General features: G+C 60.6%; 12 protein-coding genes and 1 pseudogene. 8 read left to right on the forward strand and 5 right to left on the reverse strand.

What is annotated here, in order from left to right:
- Positions 1-7: 7 nt before the first annotated feature.
- Together CJU94_RS34000 and CJU94_RS34005 are read left to right on the forward strand one after the other, a co-directional pair.
- A complete protein-coding gene (locus CJU94_RS34000) occupies positions 8-2386 on the forward strand; it encodes an acetamidase/formamidase family protein (protein ID WP_095423056.1) in 2379 nt (792 codons plus the stop codon).
- A gap of 139 nt (positions 2387-2525) precedes the next feature.
- Entirely contained in the window at positions 2526-3449 is a 924-nt protein-coding gene (locus CJU94_RS34005; protein WP_095423057.1) for a polysaccharide deacetylase family protein, read from the forward strand.
- 6 nt (positions 3450-3455) lie between these two features.
- On the opposite strand, the gene CJU94_RS34010 is transcribed toward CJU94_RS34005, so the two are convergent.
- The gene (locus CJU94_RS34010; protein ID WP_095417045.1) at positions 3456-3875 is read right to left on the reverse strand and encodes a hypothetical protein; all 420 of its coding nucleotides are present in this window, start codon (positions 3873-3875) and stop codon (positions 3456-3458) included.
- Here CJU94_RS34010 and CJU94_RS34015 point away from each other — a divergent pair.
- The 5 genes from CJU94_RS34015 to CJU94_RS34035 all read left to right on the forward strand — a co-directional run bounded on the left by CJU94_RS34015 (position 3874) and on the right by CJU94_RS34035 (position 9844).
- Positions 3874-5121 (forward strand): ISL3 family transposase, encoded by a 1248-nt coding sequence (locus CJU94_RS34015; protein WP_095417046.1) that lies wholly within the window; start codon positions 3874-3876, stop codon positions 5119-5121. The two genes, CJU94_RS34010 and CJU94_RS34015, sit on opposite strands and share 2 nt — an antisense overlap.
- A gap of 96 nt (positions 5122-5217) precedes the next feature.
- Positions 5218-6075 carry an ABC transporter substrate-binding protein gene (locus tag CJU94_RS34020; RefSeq protein ID WP_095423058.1) on the forward strand — a complete coding sequence of 286 codons (858 nt, stop codon included), beginning with the start codon at positions 5218-5220 and terminating at the stop codon, positions 6073-6075.
- Between the two features lie 59 nt (positions 6076-6134).
- Positions 6135-7838: an amino acid ABC transporter permease/ATP-binding protein gene (locus CJU94_RS42340; RefSeq protein ID WP_095423059.1), complete on the forward strand. Its 1704-nt coding sequence runs from the start codon at positions 6135-6137 to the stop codon at positions 7836-7838.
- A gap of 13 nt (positions 7839-7851) precedes the next feature.
- Positions 7852-8868, forward strand: coding sequence for an alpha/beta fold hydrolase (locus CJU94_RS34030; RefSeq protein WP_095423060.1), 1017 nt, complete (start codon positions 7852-7854; stop codon positions 8866-8868).
- Between the two features lie 283 nt (positions 8869-9151).
- Positions 9152-9844, forward strand: a complete 693-nt coding sequence (locus tag CJU94_RS34035) for an SDR family oxidoreductase (protein WP_244221140.1) — start codon at positions 9152-9154, stop codon at positions 9842-9844.
- 80 nt (positions 9845-9924) lie between these two features.
- On the opposite strand, the gene CJU94_RS34040 is transcribed toward CJU94_RS34035, so the two are convergent.
- The 4 genes from CJU94_RS34040 to CJU94_RS34055 all read right to left on the reverse strand — a co-directional run bounded on the left by CJU94_RS34040 (position 9925) and on the right by CJU94_RS34055 (position 14481).
- On the reverse strand, positions 9925-11259 hold the full coding sequence (locus CJU94_RS34040; protein ID WP_095423061.1) for an MFS transporter: 1335 nt from the start codon (positions 11257-11259) through the stop codon (positions 9925-9927).
- Between the two features lie 66 nt (positions 11260-11325).
- Positions 11326-12267, reverse strand: a complete 942-nt coding sequence (locus tag CJU94_RS34045; protein WP_095423062.1) for a hydroxymethylglutaryl-CoA lyase — start codon at positions 12265-12267, stop codon at positions 11326-11328.
- Positions 12264-13457, reverse strand: a complete 1194-nt coding sequence (locus CJU94_RS34050) for a CaiB/BaiF CoA transferase family protein (RefSeq protein ID WP_095423063.1) — start codon at positions 13455-13457, stop codon at positions 12264-12266. Before CJU94_RS34050 ends, CJU94_RS34045 begins: the two co-directional genes overlap by 4 nt.
- Before the next feature lie 103 nt (positions 13458-13560).
- On the reverse strand, positions 13561-14481 hold the full coding sequence (locus CJU94_RS34055; protein WP_095423064.1) for a LysR family transcriptional regulator: 921 nt from the start codon (positions 14479-14481) through the stop codon (positions 13561-13563).
- 342 nt (positions 14482-14823) lie between these two features.
- Between CJU94_RS34055 and CJU94_RS34060 the strand changes: the two are divergent.
- Positions 14824-15032 (forward strand): annotated as a pseudogene (locus tag CJU94_RS34060) (FCD domain-containing protein); the annotation flags it as partial.
- Positions 15033-15126: the final 94 nt, after the last annotated feature.

Below are 15126 nucleotides of genomic sequence, written 5' to 3' on the forward strand. Positions count from 1 at the left end.
GCCAGGGTTGGACTTACTGCGTTTTACTACCGAGTCGTACGCCGAAGTAGACCGCCTGAGAGCATGGAACGAGGCCCTCGATCGGCTTGGTCTACGCTGCGGCGCGCCTCAGACGGCCGCGCGCCACTCGCACGGAACCATCAAATCGCGCAAGTCGAGCAACGGCTTCGAGTTGATCGCGCTGGCCGCGTTCGCACAGACCATCGAGCTTAAGGTCGACGGCGCCGACAGTCTTGTGATCGCGCTGCATCTCGACGGCGGCGTGATGCTCGTCGCCGACGGTGTGCGCACGCGAGTTGCGGCCGGCGACATTGTCTATGCGTCGTCGCGCGAGGAAGCGCTCCTGTCGTTCAACTCCGACTTCCGCGCGTTCGTGATCCGCGTACCCCGCACTGCGATCAACGCGCGCCTTCTTACACCATTCTCCCTGCGTGCCGGACGTTTGCCCGGAGACGCCGGTATCGGCCACGTGTTCTCCGGTTTTCTACGCTCGATTGCCGAAAGCGTGGAGACGTTGTCACTCGACGATCTGCGTCCCCTCGAACTCGCGCTCGCGGAGTTCCTGGTCGCAAGCCTCGTCGGTCACGACAAGGAAGGCAGCTTCAGCGGACTCACGCCCTCTCAAGCGGCGCTTTTTTCGCGCGTATGTCGAACCATCGAAGGCAATCTCGCTGACCCCGACCTCGGGCTGACATCGATAGCCAAAGAAGAGCGCGTCTCGCCGCGTTACCTGCAGAAGCTGTTCGAAGCGGTCGGACAGAATTTCTCGACCTACTTGCGCTCACGCAGACTGGAGCGCTGCCGCGCGGATCTGGTCAATCCCCTGTATGAAAAGCTGTCGATTGCCGATGTTTGCTTCCGCTGGGGATTCAACGATCCCGCGTATTTCAGCCGCGCGTTTCGCGAGCAGTATGGCGCGTCGCCGCGCACTTTCCGGCATGAAGCGAGTCTTGAACTGGCACGCCATCTCGTGCGGCGAATCTCACGCGGTCTGCCCGTCAATGCCGGAAGTCTGCTCGTGCATGCGGAACTCGCCGGACAGGCAGCCACTGACGAAGAGGCGGACGAGGCCGACCTTACAGAGCCGCCTGAAGCACCTTCGGCACCGCCGTCGCCCCGCGAGTCGGGCAAGCCGCGTCATCACCTGTTGCGAGCGACGGCCAACACGATTCACTGGGGTTACTTCAGTCACGATATCAAGCCCGTGCTGGAACTGAACAGCGGCGACACAGTGACGATCGAAACCCTCACGCAACACGCGGCGGACGATTGGGAGCGCATGGTGCAAGGCGATCCCGGCGCCGAAAGCGTGTTCCACTGGACTGCCGAGCGCAAGAACGTCAACCGCCGCGGCGCGGGCCCCATGGACGCGTCTATCTACGGACGTGGTGCGGGAGAAGGCTTCGGCGTGCATATCTGTACCGGCCCGATTGCCGTGCGCGGCGCGGAACCGGGCGATGTGCTGGAGGTTCGGATCCTCGATATTCACCCTCGCCGCTGCGCCAATCCGAAATTCGCCGGGCGCGCGTTCGGCAGCAATGCCGCTGCCTGGTGGGGGTTCCACTATCGCGAGCTATTGACCGAGCCGAAACCGCGCGAAGTCGTCACCATCTATGAACTCGACGCCAACCCGACTGCGGGCGAAACAGCCTGCGCGCGCGCCGTCTATAACTTCCGCTGGACGCCTCAGCGCGATCCCTTTGGCGTGATGCATCCGACGATCGACTATCCTGGCGTGCCAGTCGATCATTCGACCGTAGTCGAGAATCACGACATCCTGAAGAATGTCCAGATCCCGGTTCGTCCGCACTTCGGCGTGGTCACCGTCGCGCCGCAGCAGGACGGTCTGATCGATTCGATTCCGCCGTCCACCTTCGGAGGAAATCTCGACAACTGGCGCGTGACGCGCGGAGCGAGCGTATTCTTGCCAGTCGGGGTTCCCGGCGCTCTGCTCTCCGTCGGCGACCCGCATGCATCGCAAGGAGACTCGGAACTGTGCGGCACCGCGATCGAGTGTTCGCTCACCGGCGACTTCCAACTGGTGCTTCACAAGAAAGAAACGCTAGGCAGTCAGGTATTTTCGGACCTCACCTACCCGTTGGTCGAAACCGCCGACGAATGGGTTCTTCACGGCTTCAGCTATCCGAACTATCTGGCCGAGTTCGGCACCACCGCGCAAAGCGCGGTGTACGAAAAATCCACTCTCGATCTCGCCATGCGCGACGCGTTCATCAAAACGCGGCGCTTCCTGATGGCAACCAAGGGCCTTTCCGAAGATGAAGCGATCTCGCTGATCTCGGTCGCTGTCGACTTCGGCGTGACACAGGTGGTGGACGGCAACTGGGGGGTGCACGCAATCATCCGGAAATCGCTCTTCACCGCTTGAAGTAGCGAGTGGTGTGCTCCAATACGCGTGCGTACAAGAGTTTGTTCGCAGCAAGCGCGATGCGGCGATTTTGACTTCCCTACCATGGGTTCTGACGTGAACACAGGCGTACGCGCCGTTCGACAGGACTCACTGGATCATGGATTCTCCCGCACATCGCGCGCTGCCCGGCCACGGGCGCTTTCACTATTCACCGATCAACGGCCGCCCGGTTTATCGTTGGCCTGACGGATCCCGGCTGGCGGTTTATATCGGCTTCAACATCGAGCACTTTGCGTTCGGCGAAGGACTGGGACCGACTATTGGACCGGTCATGCCCGAACCCGATGTGCTGAATCACGCGTGGCGTGAGTACGCATTGCGGGTCGGCGCATGGCGCTGTCTCGATCTCTTCGACGACCTTGCGCTGCCGGTCGCGGCAATCATCAACACGGCGCTCTACGATCATTGTCCCGAGCTGGTAGCCGCGTTCGCGCAGCGCGGCGATGAACTCGTCGCGCACGGCCATACGAATTCGGAACGGCAAGGAACCCTCACTGAGGACCACGAACGCGCGCTAATCGTGGCCTGTCGCGAGCGCATCGCGGCGGAGAGCGCGCAGCAGCCGGCGGGCTGGTTATCGCCGTGGCTCTCGGAGAGTCGTGTCACCAGCGATCTGGTGGCGGAATCGGGCTACCAGTACACGCTCAACTGGTGCCATGACGATCAGCCGACGCGTCTTATTACGCGCAACGGTCAGCCGTTGTGGGCAATTCCGTATCAAGAGGAAGTCAACGATATCCCGATGATTCTTGCGCGCCAGATGGACGCGAAGTCGTTCGCCGATCTGATGATTGACCACTTTGAGGAAATGCTGCGCCAGTCGGCCCGAGAGCCGCTGGTCATGGGCATTGCATTGCATGCGTACCTGATGGGACAGCCGCATCGCCTGTGTCACATGCGCCGCGCACTCGAACATATTGCGCGCGCACGCGACGAAGGCCGGATCTGCATCACCACGCCGGGTTCTATTGCAAGCCACATGGATTTTCTGGCTCGTCGGCGGAATCTGTGGGTGGTTTGATGCGATTCATGAGGGACAGAGGAAGCGATAGAGTTTCTTGCAGGTAGCGTCAAAGGCGTTCTGCTCGTGCTCGGAGAGGTGCCTCGAAAGCGGGCCACCGAACTCGTGGATCTCATTGAGAAGCAGTGTGCGGGCATCCATGGCGGCTAAGTCCGGATCGACGTGACGGACTTCGATGAGATGGCCACCAAGCATCCAAAGGTGATCGCGGTGGCGGTGCAACGTTTTGCGGGCATAGCCGTGGGTCAGCAGGTGTTGCAGGAAAGGTGTGAAGACCTTCACGAGCGCCTGTCCGAATGGGATGTCCTCGTCCTCGAAGCGCCATGAGGCAGGCCAGTTCTGCAAGTCCGGGACGTAGCGCTCCAGTGCGTGCGGATCTGAGGTAACAATAGCGTCTTTACTGATTCCCGCGCGCTTGCTAACCATGTTGCTGACCCGCCTGCTCAATGCCTGCCATCATTTTCCCGGCTTCGTCTATGAAAGTGCCCGACTGTGCGAGCAGTCCAAAACCATCGAGATCGACGTGCGGCCACGCAAGGGTTCGAAGCCGATCTGTTCGTGTTGCAACCGGCCTGGCAGCGGCTATGACACGCTCGCATCGCGTAGTTTCGAATTTATTCCGATCTGGGGCTTCGCGGTGATTTTGCTGTACGCCATGCGCCGCGTCGACTGCCGTGAGTGCGGCGTGAAGGTCGAGACGGTGCCGTGGGCCATCGGCAAGCACACGCTGACCAAGGCCTACATGCTGTTTCTCGCGCAGTGGGCACGCAAGCTCTCCTGGAAAGAGACAGCGCAAAGCTTTCGCACCAGTTGGGAGAAGGTTGCCCAGGCGGTGGAGTGGGTGGTCGACTGGGGGCTGGCCCATCGCGAACTCGGCACCATCCGCGCTTTGGGCGTCGATGAAATCCAGTATGGCCGAGGGCACAATTATCTCACGCTGGTCTATCAGATCGAGGCCAGCTGCGTGCGCCTGCTTTGGGTTGGCCAGGAGCGCACGAAGGAAAGCTTCGCAAAGTTCTTCGTCATGATCGGCAAACGGTTGTGCGAGCAGGTCGAGTTCGTCTGCTCGGACATGTGGCGGCCCTACATCGAGATGATCGCACTACATTGCCCCAACGCGCTGAACATCCTCGACCGCTTCCACATCGTTGCCAAAATGAACAAGGCGATCGACGAGGTTCGCGCCGAGGAAGCTCGCCGCATGACCCGCGACGGCTATGAGCCAGTCCTCAAGAAGTCCCGCTGGTGTTTGCTCAAGCGGCCAGAGAACCTTACTGACAATCAGCGACTGCGCCTGCGCGATCTGCTGCACTACAACCTGCGCAGTGTCCGCGCCTATCTTCTCAAGGAGGAGTTCCAGCAGATCTGGGATTACATCTCGCCTGTCTGGGCAGGCAAGTTCCTCGATCAGTGGTGCACCCGGGTCATGCGCTCACGCATCGAACCAATGAAGAAGTTCGCACGCACCGTGCGCGCCCATCGAGAACTGATTCTCAACTACTTTCATGCGCGCAAGCAGTTCTCCAGCGGAATCGTCGAGGGTTTGAACAACAAGGCCAAAGTCACCATGAGAAAAGCGTACGGCTTCCGGACGTTTCGAACGACGGAAATCGCGCTATATCATGCACTTGGCAATTTGCCCGAGCCGCCGACAACCCACACTTTTTACTGACGAACCGATTTTCTAGGCCATTAATCAGTTCATTCCGACTTCCTTATACCGCCCTTTATCGCTCGTATTCCGTTTTCAACCTCAATAGGATTCGTCATGTTCATGTCAAAGGCCATCAAGCTGCTGTTATGCGCCCTCACCGGTCTGCTCCTCACACAAGGCGCGTCAGCGCAATCGTGCGAACCGTCCAAGGTCGCCCAGAAGTATCCATCGCTGGCGGGCAAGACCATCAAGATCGGCGTGGACCCCGAGTCGCCGCCGTATGCGTTTCGTGACGGCAAGGATTTCAACAAGATCATCGGCGCCGATGCCGATATGGCTCGTGCCGTGTTCGATTGCGCCGGCGTGAAAACGGAGTTCTTCACTGCCGGCTGGCCCGGGCTGCTGCCCGCGCTGCGTGCCGGACAGATCGATGTGATGTGGGACCTGCTGTACTACACACCGGAGCGCGCGAAGGAAACGACGTTCGTCACGTATATGCAGGCCGGCACCGGCGGTCTGGTGGCGGCCGGCAACCCCAAAAAGGTCGACGACATCTCGAAGCTCTGCGGCCTCACGGTCACGGCAGGCATCGGCACCGTCGAGCTGACGATGGCGCAAGCGCAAGCCGCCAAATGCAAAGCCGAAGGTAAATCCGATGTGACCATCATGACGTCCGCCGATATCGCATCCGGCGCGCGCCTCGTCGCCAGCCATCGCGCCGACGTCATGATGTACGACCTGGCGCTCGTCGACGGTCTCGCGAAACAGAACCCCCAGCTCTACACCCGCGGCTTCATGGTGACGAGCGGCATGAAGATCGGCGTGGGCGTAAAGAAAGGCAACGCAGACATGATCGCCGCCGTGTCGGATGGACTCAAGATCATGCAGGCCAATCAGACGCAGAAGAAAACCTTTCTGCAATACGGCGTAGATCCGTCGCTGGAAATGCCCGCCACACTGCTTACTCAATAAAGGCTGCCTGCACGGCACACCTTGCCGTGTGCCGGCAGCGTCATGGATCAGGTTCTGAAATGAAGGCATTGCGTATCAAACACAACGTCGTCGGCGCGCTCGGTATGGTCGCCATGCTCCTCCTTCAGCCGGCCATGGCCGCCGGTCTCGATGGCGTTCAGGTGCTCGACGGTTTCAAGGAACTGGTCGGTTATGTCGGCTCGCCGTTTCTGCTCGGCGGCGCGTGGATCGCGGTGAAGATTACGCTGATAGCGATGTCAATCGGGCTTGTGCTCGGGCTCGGCCTTGCGCTGATGCGGCTCTCACGATTCAAGACCTTGAACTCGGCGGCGTGGGGTTATATCTGGTTCGTGCGCGGCACACCGCAACTGCTGCAACTCGTGTTCATTTTCGACGCGTTGCCGCTGATCGGATTGCGCTTCGATGAAGTCACGACCGCGGTGATCGGCTTTGCATTGAACGAGGCGGCGTTCAGCGCTGAACTGTTTCGTGCCGGGATTCTGTCGGTGAGCCGTTCGCAATCCACCGCGGCCGCAGCACTGGGCATGGGACCGCTACTCACGTTACGCCGCATCATCCTGCCGCAATCGATGCGCGCGGTAATCCCGGGTCTCGCCAACGACACCATCGGCATGTTGAAGCTAACATCGATTGCGTCGGTGATCTTCGTCAACGAACTTACGTTCCGCTCGCAACAGGTCGTCGGACAGAACTTCAAGTTCTTTACCGTGTTCGGCGCGGCAGCGGTCATCTATCTGTTTCTGACGAGCGGAATTTCCTTGCTTCAGGTATGGCTCGAACGCATCTTCGATCACGAGCGCGATCGGAAACTCACGTTCTCGTGGTTCGGACTGCGCGCTTCGACACCTGATGCGAAACCGCTCGACGCACCGATTGTTTTGCCGGTCCCCGCCCAGCAGCCGGAGGCGAACGATCATGCATGGATCGGCACGCTGCTGCCCGCGGAAAGCCGCACGCCACGCCATCGCGATGAACCGTTTGTGGCGTGCAGGAACGTCTGGAAATCGTATGGCAAGCGCGAGATTTTGCGCGGCGTCGACTTGTCGATTTCCCATGGCGAAGTGGTCGTGATCCTCGGTCCGAGCGGCTCCGGCAAAAGCACGCTGCTCAAGCTCATCAACCATCTCGAACCGCTTGACTGGGGGACGATCAAGGTCGACTCACGGTATGTGGGTTATCGGGAAGTGCCGGGTGGCGGCGGCACCGTGCGGCCCCTGCACAACCTCGCACGTGCGCGCGCCGAAGCACGTGTGGGCATGGTGTTCCAGCATTTCAACCTGTTCAGTCATTTGAGTGCGCTGGAGAACATCGTCGAAGCACAGCAGCAGGTCTATGACGTGCCTCGCGCCGAAGCAGAAGCGCTCGGCCGCGAACTGTTGAAGAGCGTGGGCCTCGCCGCGCATGCGGATTTTCTGCCGCATCGGTTATCAGGTGGTCAGCAGCAGCGGGTAGCGATTGCGCGTGCGCTTGCGATCAAACCGAAGTTAATGCTGTTCGACGAACCGACTTCGGCACTCGATCCAGAACTCGTCGGAGAAGTGCTTGGCGTGATGCGCGGGCTCGCTGATGCCGGGATGACGATGGTCGTGGTCACGCACGAAATCCGCTTTGCCCGCGATGTCGCCGATCGCGTCGTTTTCATGGATGGCGGCGAGATCATCGAGCAAGGGACGCCGCAGGAGGTGATCGACAACCCAACTCACGAGCGTACCCGAAAATTCCTTAACGTCTTCGCCAATTAAATATGAGGCTCACATGACGGACTTCGAAACTTTCAGCCTTGGCCGCGTCGCGTTGCAGTCCGGCGCGACGATGCCTGACATGCGGCTCAGCTACAAGACATATGGCCAACTGAATGCGACGCGGGACAACGCGATTGTCTATCCGACGTTTTATAGCGGCAGCCATGTCGACAACGAGTGGCTGATTGGGGAGCACATGGGGCTCGACCCGCGAGAGTACTTCATCATTGTGCCGAACATGTTCGGCAACGGCGTATCGAGTTCGCCGAGCAATAACCCGCCGCCTTATGACCGCGGCCGCTTTCCGCATGTCACGCTCTACGACAACGTCGCGATGCAGCACCGCCTTGTGACCGAGAAGTTCGGCATCGAGTCGCTCAAGCTCGTCACCGGCTGGTCGATGGGCGCGATGCAGGCGTTCCATTGGGCCGCGATGTATCCGCGGATGGTCGAGCGAATTCTGCCGATCTGCGGTGCCGCGCGCTGCTCGCGGCACAATTTCGTGTTTATTGAAGGCCTCAAGGCGCCATTGCTGCTGGACCCGGAATTCAAGGACGGCTTCTACGATGCACCGCCCACGCGCGGAATGCGCGCTGCGGCGCGTGTGTTTGTCGGGTGGGGATTTTCGCAGGCGTTTCTGCGTCAGCGGCTCGACATGGAAGCGATGGGATATGGCTCGCTTGAAGACTTTATCATTCAGTTCTGGGAAGGCGATTTCCTGAAGAAGGACGCGAACAATATTCTGTCGATGATGTGGAGTTGGCAGCACGGCGATATTTCCGCCAATTCTCTTCACCAGGGAAACTTCGATCGCGCGTTGGGCAGCATCACTGCCAAGGCTATTGTGATGCCCGGGCGCACGGATCTGTACTTCCCGCCGGAAGATAGCGAGTATGAAGTTTCAAAGATGCCCAACGCTCAGTTGCGGCCCATCGAGTCGGTGTGGGGGCATTTCGCGGGCGGACCCGCGGCCAATGCAGTCGATGTCAAGTTTATCGACAACGCTGTGAGGGAAATTCTGGCTATGTAGTGGCCGGCACTTTTCCTACGCAATGCTTGCAGCCAGATCTCGCGCCGCGGCCGCGGCTCACCCCATGTAATCTTTCCAGACGCAATCTGCGGACGGCACCTTCAACGCGATTGCCGCAGATCGCCTACAGTCGATTGCGACCGCGATAGCGCTTCGATCGATCGCTCGACAGCATGTGCTGCGTTGCGCTGCGCGTCGTCACTCGGACCACTCGCTCACCACAATCTCAGATAGGGAAAACAGCACCCCTACCAGCATTTCTCTCCATCACAGCGGGGTCGTCGTGGCCGGAGGCACGTCGGGAATTGGCTTTGCCGTTGCCGAAGCTGCCGCGCGCGCCGGCGCCGCTGTCATCATCGCTTCGAGCAGGCCTGAGCGCGTCGCGGCGGCCCTGGAACGACTACCTCATGGCACGCGCGGCGAGTCGCTGGATTTTACCGACGAGGGGCAAGTGCGTGCGTTTTTTGCGCGCGTCGGTACGCTCGACCACTTCGTCTACACCGCCGGGGAATCATTGCTCCTGCAAAGCCTGGCTGAGCTTGGCATCGACGACGCGCAGCGCGCTTTTGAAGTGCGCTATTGGGGCGCGCTCAAGGCCGTCAAATATGCCGCTCCGCTTATTCGCGCCGGTGGCTCCATCACCCTCACGAGCAGAGTGGCCTCGTCGCGCCCGCTGGCTGGCTGGGCGATCCCGTTCAGTATCCTGGGCGCAATCGAATCACTTACCCGGACATTGGCCGTCGAGCTTGCGCCGCTGCGTGTCGACGCCGTGGCACCCGGTGTCTTGCGTACTGCGCTGTGGGACAACATGAGCGAAGCGGATCGAGCGGGTCTCTACGAACATATTGCCGGGAAGATGCCTGTGCGGCGCGTCGGGGAAGCAAGTGACGTTGCCCAGACGTACCTTTACCTCATGCAGCAGGGGTTCGGCACGGGCCAGGTGATTGTTGTCGACGGTGGTCACGTGCTGGTTTGATGGACGGCAACTCGCATCGTGCGCGAGTTGCCGCCCGCGAAAAGCCTGATCCGGCCTTGCCCTCGCCCTGACCTGTCTTCTCAGCCATAGACCTGATCTCGGTGACGCAAAGACTCAGGCAAAGCGAACAGCACGATCAGAGCGCACACGACACTCATGCCTCCGATCGCATACAGCGCCGGTGTGGTGCTGCCCGTTACGTCCATCACGCGGCCGACCATAATCGGACTCACGATGCCGCCAAGCTGGCCAAGCGTGTTGATCAGCGCGATCCCACCGGCCGCTCCCGCCCCTGTCATGAGCTTCGGCGGGAGCGCCCAGAAGGCGGGAATCGATGCAACGACGCCTCCGCCCATCACCGCCAGCGCGACAACCAGCAACGCAGTCTGTTTATCGAATAATCCCGCTGCGAAAAATCCCCCTGCCGCCGTGAGGAGCAGCCCACAGACGTACTTGCGACGTTCGCCGGACGCGTCGGATAACCGGCCCACGACGACCATGCAGATTGCGCCGCAGATGTAGGGCACGGCAGTCAGCAGGCCGATCACGGTTGGATTATGCGTACCTGCCGCGCGGATCAAATGTGGAACCCAGAAGTTCAGACCGTATGACGCGACCTGAATCAGGAAATAAACGAGCGCGAGTGTCATGAAGCCGGGTGTGCGAATCGCGCTCAGCAGCGAGCCTGCGTTGCTGGCGTGAACGCTTTGCCGGGCAATCTGGCCTGCGAGCAGCTTCTTTTCAGAGGACGATAGCCAGCCAGCATCCTCGATACGGTCCGTCAGTAGTTTCAGCACGAGAATGCCCAGCAGCACACAGGGCAAACCCCCTAGCAAGAACAGCCAGTGCCACCCGGGCATGCCGAGGACACCGTGCAGATGACCGAGCACGAGACCCGCGACTGGTGCACCGACCAGGCCGGAGAACGCTGACGCAAGAAAAAGCATCGAGGTAATCCGGCCGCGAGAGCTGGGCGGGAACCACAGCGTCAGGTAGTACAGCACGCCAGGCGCAAAACCCGCTTCCATCGCGCCGATCAGGAAGCGCAAACCGTAAAACTGCCACTCGGTGCGCACGAACACCATCGCGGCCGTCGCCAGTCCCCACGAAATCAGGATGCGCGCAATCCACCGGCGTGCGCCCACCTTGTAGAGCAGCATATTGCTGGGTACTTCGAATAAGACATAGCCAATGACGAAGAGGCTCGCGCCGATACCATATGCCGTATCTGACATTCCCAGGCTGGATTGCAACTGAAACTTGGCGAAGCTGATATTTATACGGTCGAAAAATGCAAACAGATAGCAGATCATGATCAACGGCATCAGGCGCCACGCGACCTTTCGAAGGATGGATGCGATGCCTTGTTCGTCTGCCTGATGGTTGCCTGCTTCGACTGCACTTAGATCGCTCATGATCGTCTCCATGCCGAACTGGCACACGCCGTCCGGTCGTATATCTGCTTCAGGGGTGAGTGGGTGTCAAATGCCGGCAACGTACTCGGGCGCAGGATGCAGATCGCAGTTGCGTCCCGCTTTTGCGAGTTGACCTGGGACATCGTGGCCAAGCAGCGGATGCAACTGGCGCGACAACGCGATCAGCTTCTCGAGGTCGATCGCGGTCGGAATGCCCATTTCCTCGCACATATTCACAAGGTCTTCCGTGCAGATGTTTCCCGATGCGCCGGGCGCGAACGGACAGCCGCCAAGGCCGCCCAGCGCCGCGTCAAAACGGCGTGCGCCCGCTTCATAGGCCGCGAGGACATTGGCGAGCCCCAGGCCGCGGGTATTGTGAAAGTGCAGGGTGAGCGCCTCGGCGGGCACGCATTCCAGCACGCGTGCGACCAGCCGTCCGACCTGTCGTGGATTCGCCATGCCGGTCGTATCCGCGAGCGTGATGCCTTGCATGCCCATCTCGCGGTAGGTGTCGACGAGATCGATCACCCGTGCCTCATCAATACTGCCTTCGAACGGGCAACCGAATGCCGTGGCTATCGTTCCGTTCAACGTGACGGACGTCCCCCTGGTGAACTCGACGATGTCGCGGAACGCGGCAAGCGAGCGCTCGCAACTCATCCGCATGTTCGCGCGATTGTGTGTCTGACTTGACGACATGACGAGATTCAACTCGTCGGCCCGCGCGGTCAATGCGCGTTGCGCACCCTTCAGGTTCGGTACCAGCGCGACGTAAATCACGCCGGGATCGCGCGTGATTTGCTGAAAAACGGCCTCACCGTCGCGCAGCGCCGGCACTGCCTTCGGTGAAACAAACGAGCCCGCCTCGATGCGCGAGAACCCGGCTGTCGAGAGCTCATTGATAAGCGCGACCTTGTCCGCAGTCTCGACCCACGTGGGTTCAATCTGCAAACCGTCGCGCGGTGCGACTTCCTGGACGAGCAGTTTGTCGAATGCGGCGGCGTTCATTGCACCGCTCCTTCGCGGCGCAACCGCTCGACTTCGCTTCGGTCCAAACCCAGTGTGCCCAGCACGCTATCCGTATGCTCGCCCAGCATCGGACCTTGCCAGCGTATTTCCCCCGGCGTCTCCGATAGCTTCGGCACGATGCCCGGCATCTTAACCGACACGCCACCCGGCAAATCGGCCTGCAGCAGCATGTCGCGCGCCCGATAGTGCGGGTCGGAAACGATATCGGCGACTGAATAAATGCGCCCGGCGGGTACTTCCGCGCTTTCGAGCGTTGCGAGCACGTCATTGGTCGAATGGTGACGTGTCCATGCCACAATGGCTTCGTCGAGTCGCGCGCATTGAGCGGCTCGGCCGTCGTTGCGGGCGAGCGCCGGATCGTCGGCCAGATCGGCACGGCCGATCGCATGCATCAGCCGCCTGAAGATCGGGTCGCTGTTGCCCGCAATCACGACGAAGCCGTTGTCTTCCGTGGGATAAGTATTCGACGGTGCGATCCCCGGTAGTGCGCCGCCGCTGCGCTCGCGCACATGACCCAGCAGATCGTATTCCGGAATGAGGCTTTCCATCAGGTTGAACACGCTCTCAACCAGCGATACGTCGACAATCTGCCCGTCGCCCTGTCCCGTCTTGACACGCAGCAGCGACATCAACGCGCCAATGACGCCATGCAGCGATGCCAACGAATCGCCAAGACTCACGCCGACCCGCGCCGGTGCCCCGTCGGCTTCACCCGTCGTGTAGCGGATGCCGCCCATCGCCTCGCCGATCGCGCCGAAGCCCGGCCGGTCGCGGTACGGTCCCGACTGGCCGTATCCGGAGATGCGGACCATCGTCAATTTCGGGTTGATGCTGTGGATGACATCCCAGCCGATGCCGAGCTTTTCGAGCGCTCCGGGCCGAAGATTTTCGATGATGATGTCAGCATCGGCGGCGAGCCGCTTGACGATGTCGACACCGTCGGCCGATTTCAGGTTCAGGCAGATGGATTTCTTGTTGCGCGACTGGAGATACCACCAAAGCGACGTGCCTTCGTGCAACTTGCGCCATTTGCGCAGCGGGTCGCCGCCATCCGGTGCCTCGATCTTGATCACTTCGGCACCAAACTCGGCCAGCAGCCGCGCCGCGAAAGGTGCCGCGATTAGTGTGCCAATCTCAATGACGCGGATACCCTGTAGGGGGCCACTCATCGTGCTGTCTCCTCATTGGAAAGGTATGGGAGACAGCTTAGAAGGCACGCCGAGGCCGCGTCCAACCGCATTTCGCCAACGACCGTTCGTGAACGGCGAACGCTCAGGCTTCGGATGCCTCGGCGAGACCCAGGTGATCGTAGAGCAATCGGCTGACGGGCGACAGCGCTCCGACATCGCGTGCTACGACGACCAGATCGCGCCGTGCCCAAGCGTCGTCGAGCGTAACGGCAACAAGCTCAAGCTGACGACCCATGATCTGATAGACCTTTAGCGGCAGCACCCCGACACCCATGCCCGCCTGAACCATCCGGCAGACCGCATCGAAGCCGGGCACGTGGATGCGCAGCCTCAGAGGCCGCCCGGCCTGTTGTGCTGCGAGGTGCGTGCGAGCATTGATCGAACTGGCGGCGTGCAGGCCCACATGGTCGCTGTCGAGCGTCTCGGCAAAGGCCACGCTCGACCGGCCGGCCAGCGGATGATCGTCGCGCATGACCACCACGAGCGAATCGTGCCGGTAATGCGCGACTTGCAGACCGCGGGTTTCCGTGTCACCCGAGCAGATGCCCAGGTCGACCAGATTGTCCGCCACGGCTTCCACCACGCCCCCGCTCGGCCGTTCCTCCAGATCGATCTTGACGCGCTCGTTGAGCGACTGGAATGCGCGCAGATCTTCCGGCAGGAACTCGACGATCGCCGACAGATTCGCCACCATCCGCACGTACCCGCGCACGCCGCTCGCGTGTCCGGCGAGTTCAATGCCGATGTTCTCGATATCGCGCATCACCCGCCGTGCGTAATGCAGCAAGGTCTCGCCCGCCGGTGTCAGCGTCATACCGCGCGCGTTGCGATGAAAGAGCGATGCACCGACTGCATGCTCGAGTTCGACCAGGCGCTTGCTTGCCGCCGAAACCGCGATTGCTTCGCGTTCGGATGCGCGTGTCAGCGTGCCCTCTTCATAGATCGCCAGAAAGAGTTGGAGGGTCGTGAGGTCGAGCCGTCTTAGCAGGTTTTTTTGTACCATGTCTTGAAGTTCGCCAATTCCGCTGCCGGCGTCCGTTGGAACGCTAATCGCGACCAGTCATTCCGCTAACGCGGGCGGCCGCAGTCCTTGAACCTACGCATCTCACTATAGCGGCTGATCGCGCGCAACGCAGCGGCGAAGTGACAGGGACCGACGAAATGCGCAAGCGCGCACCATGTCGCGATTGCGCGCGAAAACCGTTGCACGGTGACCCGACACGATTGAATCGAACTGACCGTCGATCGTTCCGATACTGATTGCGCGGTAGTCCCGATGAATCGAAACAGCACGGATCAGATCTTTACGACCTCCAGTCCAACCGAGGCGGACCCCGCAAGCGATTTCCCGTCAATTGTCGAATCGCTGTTCCGTTGGGCCGGAGAATACTATCGGCCGCTGGTACGCGCGCCGGTGCCGAAGAATTGACCTTGTCGGAACATCAGCGGATTGTTGACGCGATTGCCAAACACGATGGAGACGGCACCGCTGCAGCGATGCGTATGCACCTGAATCGAGCGAACGAGTTATATCGGACTCTTAGCCGGGGATAGATCCGTCGATCCTCTGCTTCCAGATACCTGTTCCGTTGTCAGCGACAGTTCCAGCGCATCGAGACGGAAAAACGCTCGTCACGCCGATCCTGAC

Origin of the sequence: Paraburkholderia aromaticivorans, from assembly GCF_002278075.1 — a bacterium.
GTDB lineage: Bacteria > Pseudomonadota > Gammaproteobacteria > Burkholderiales > Burkholderiaceae > Paraburkholderia > Paraburkholderia aromaticivorans.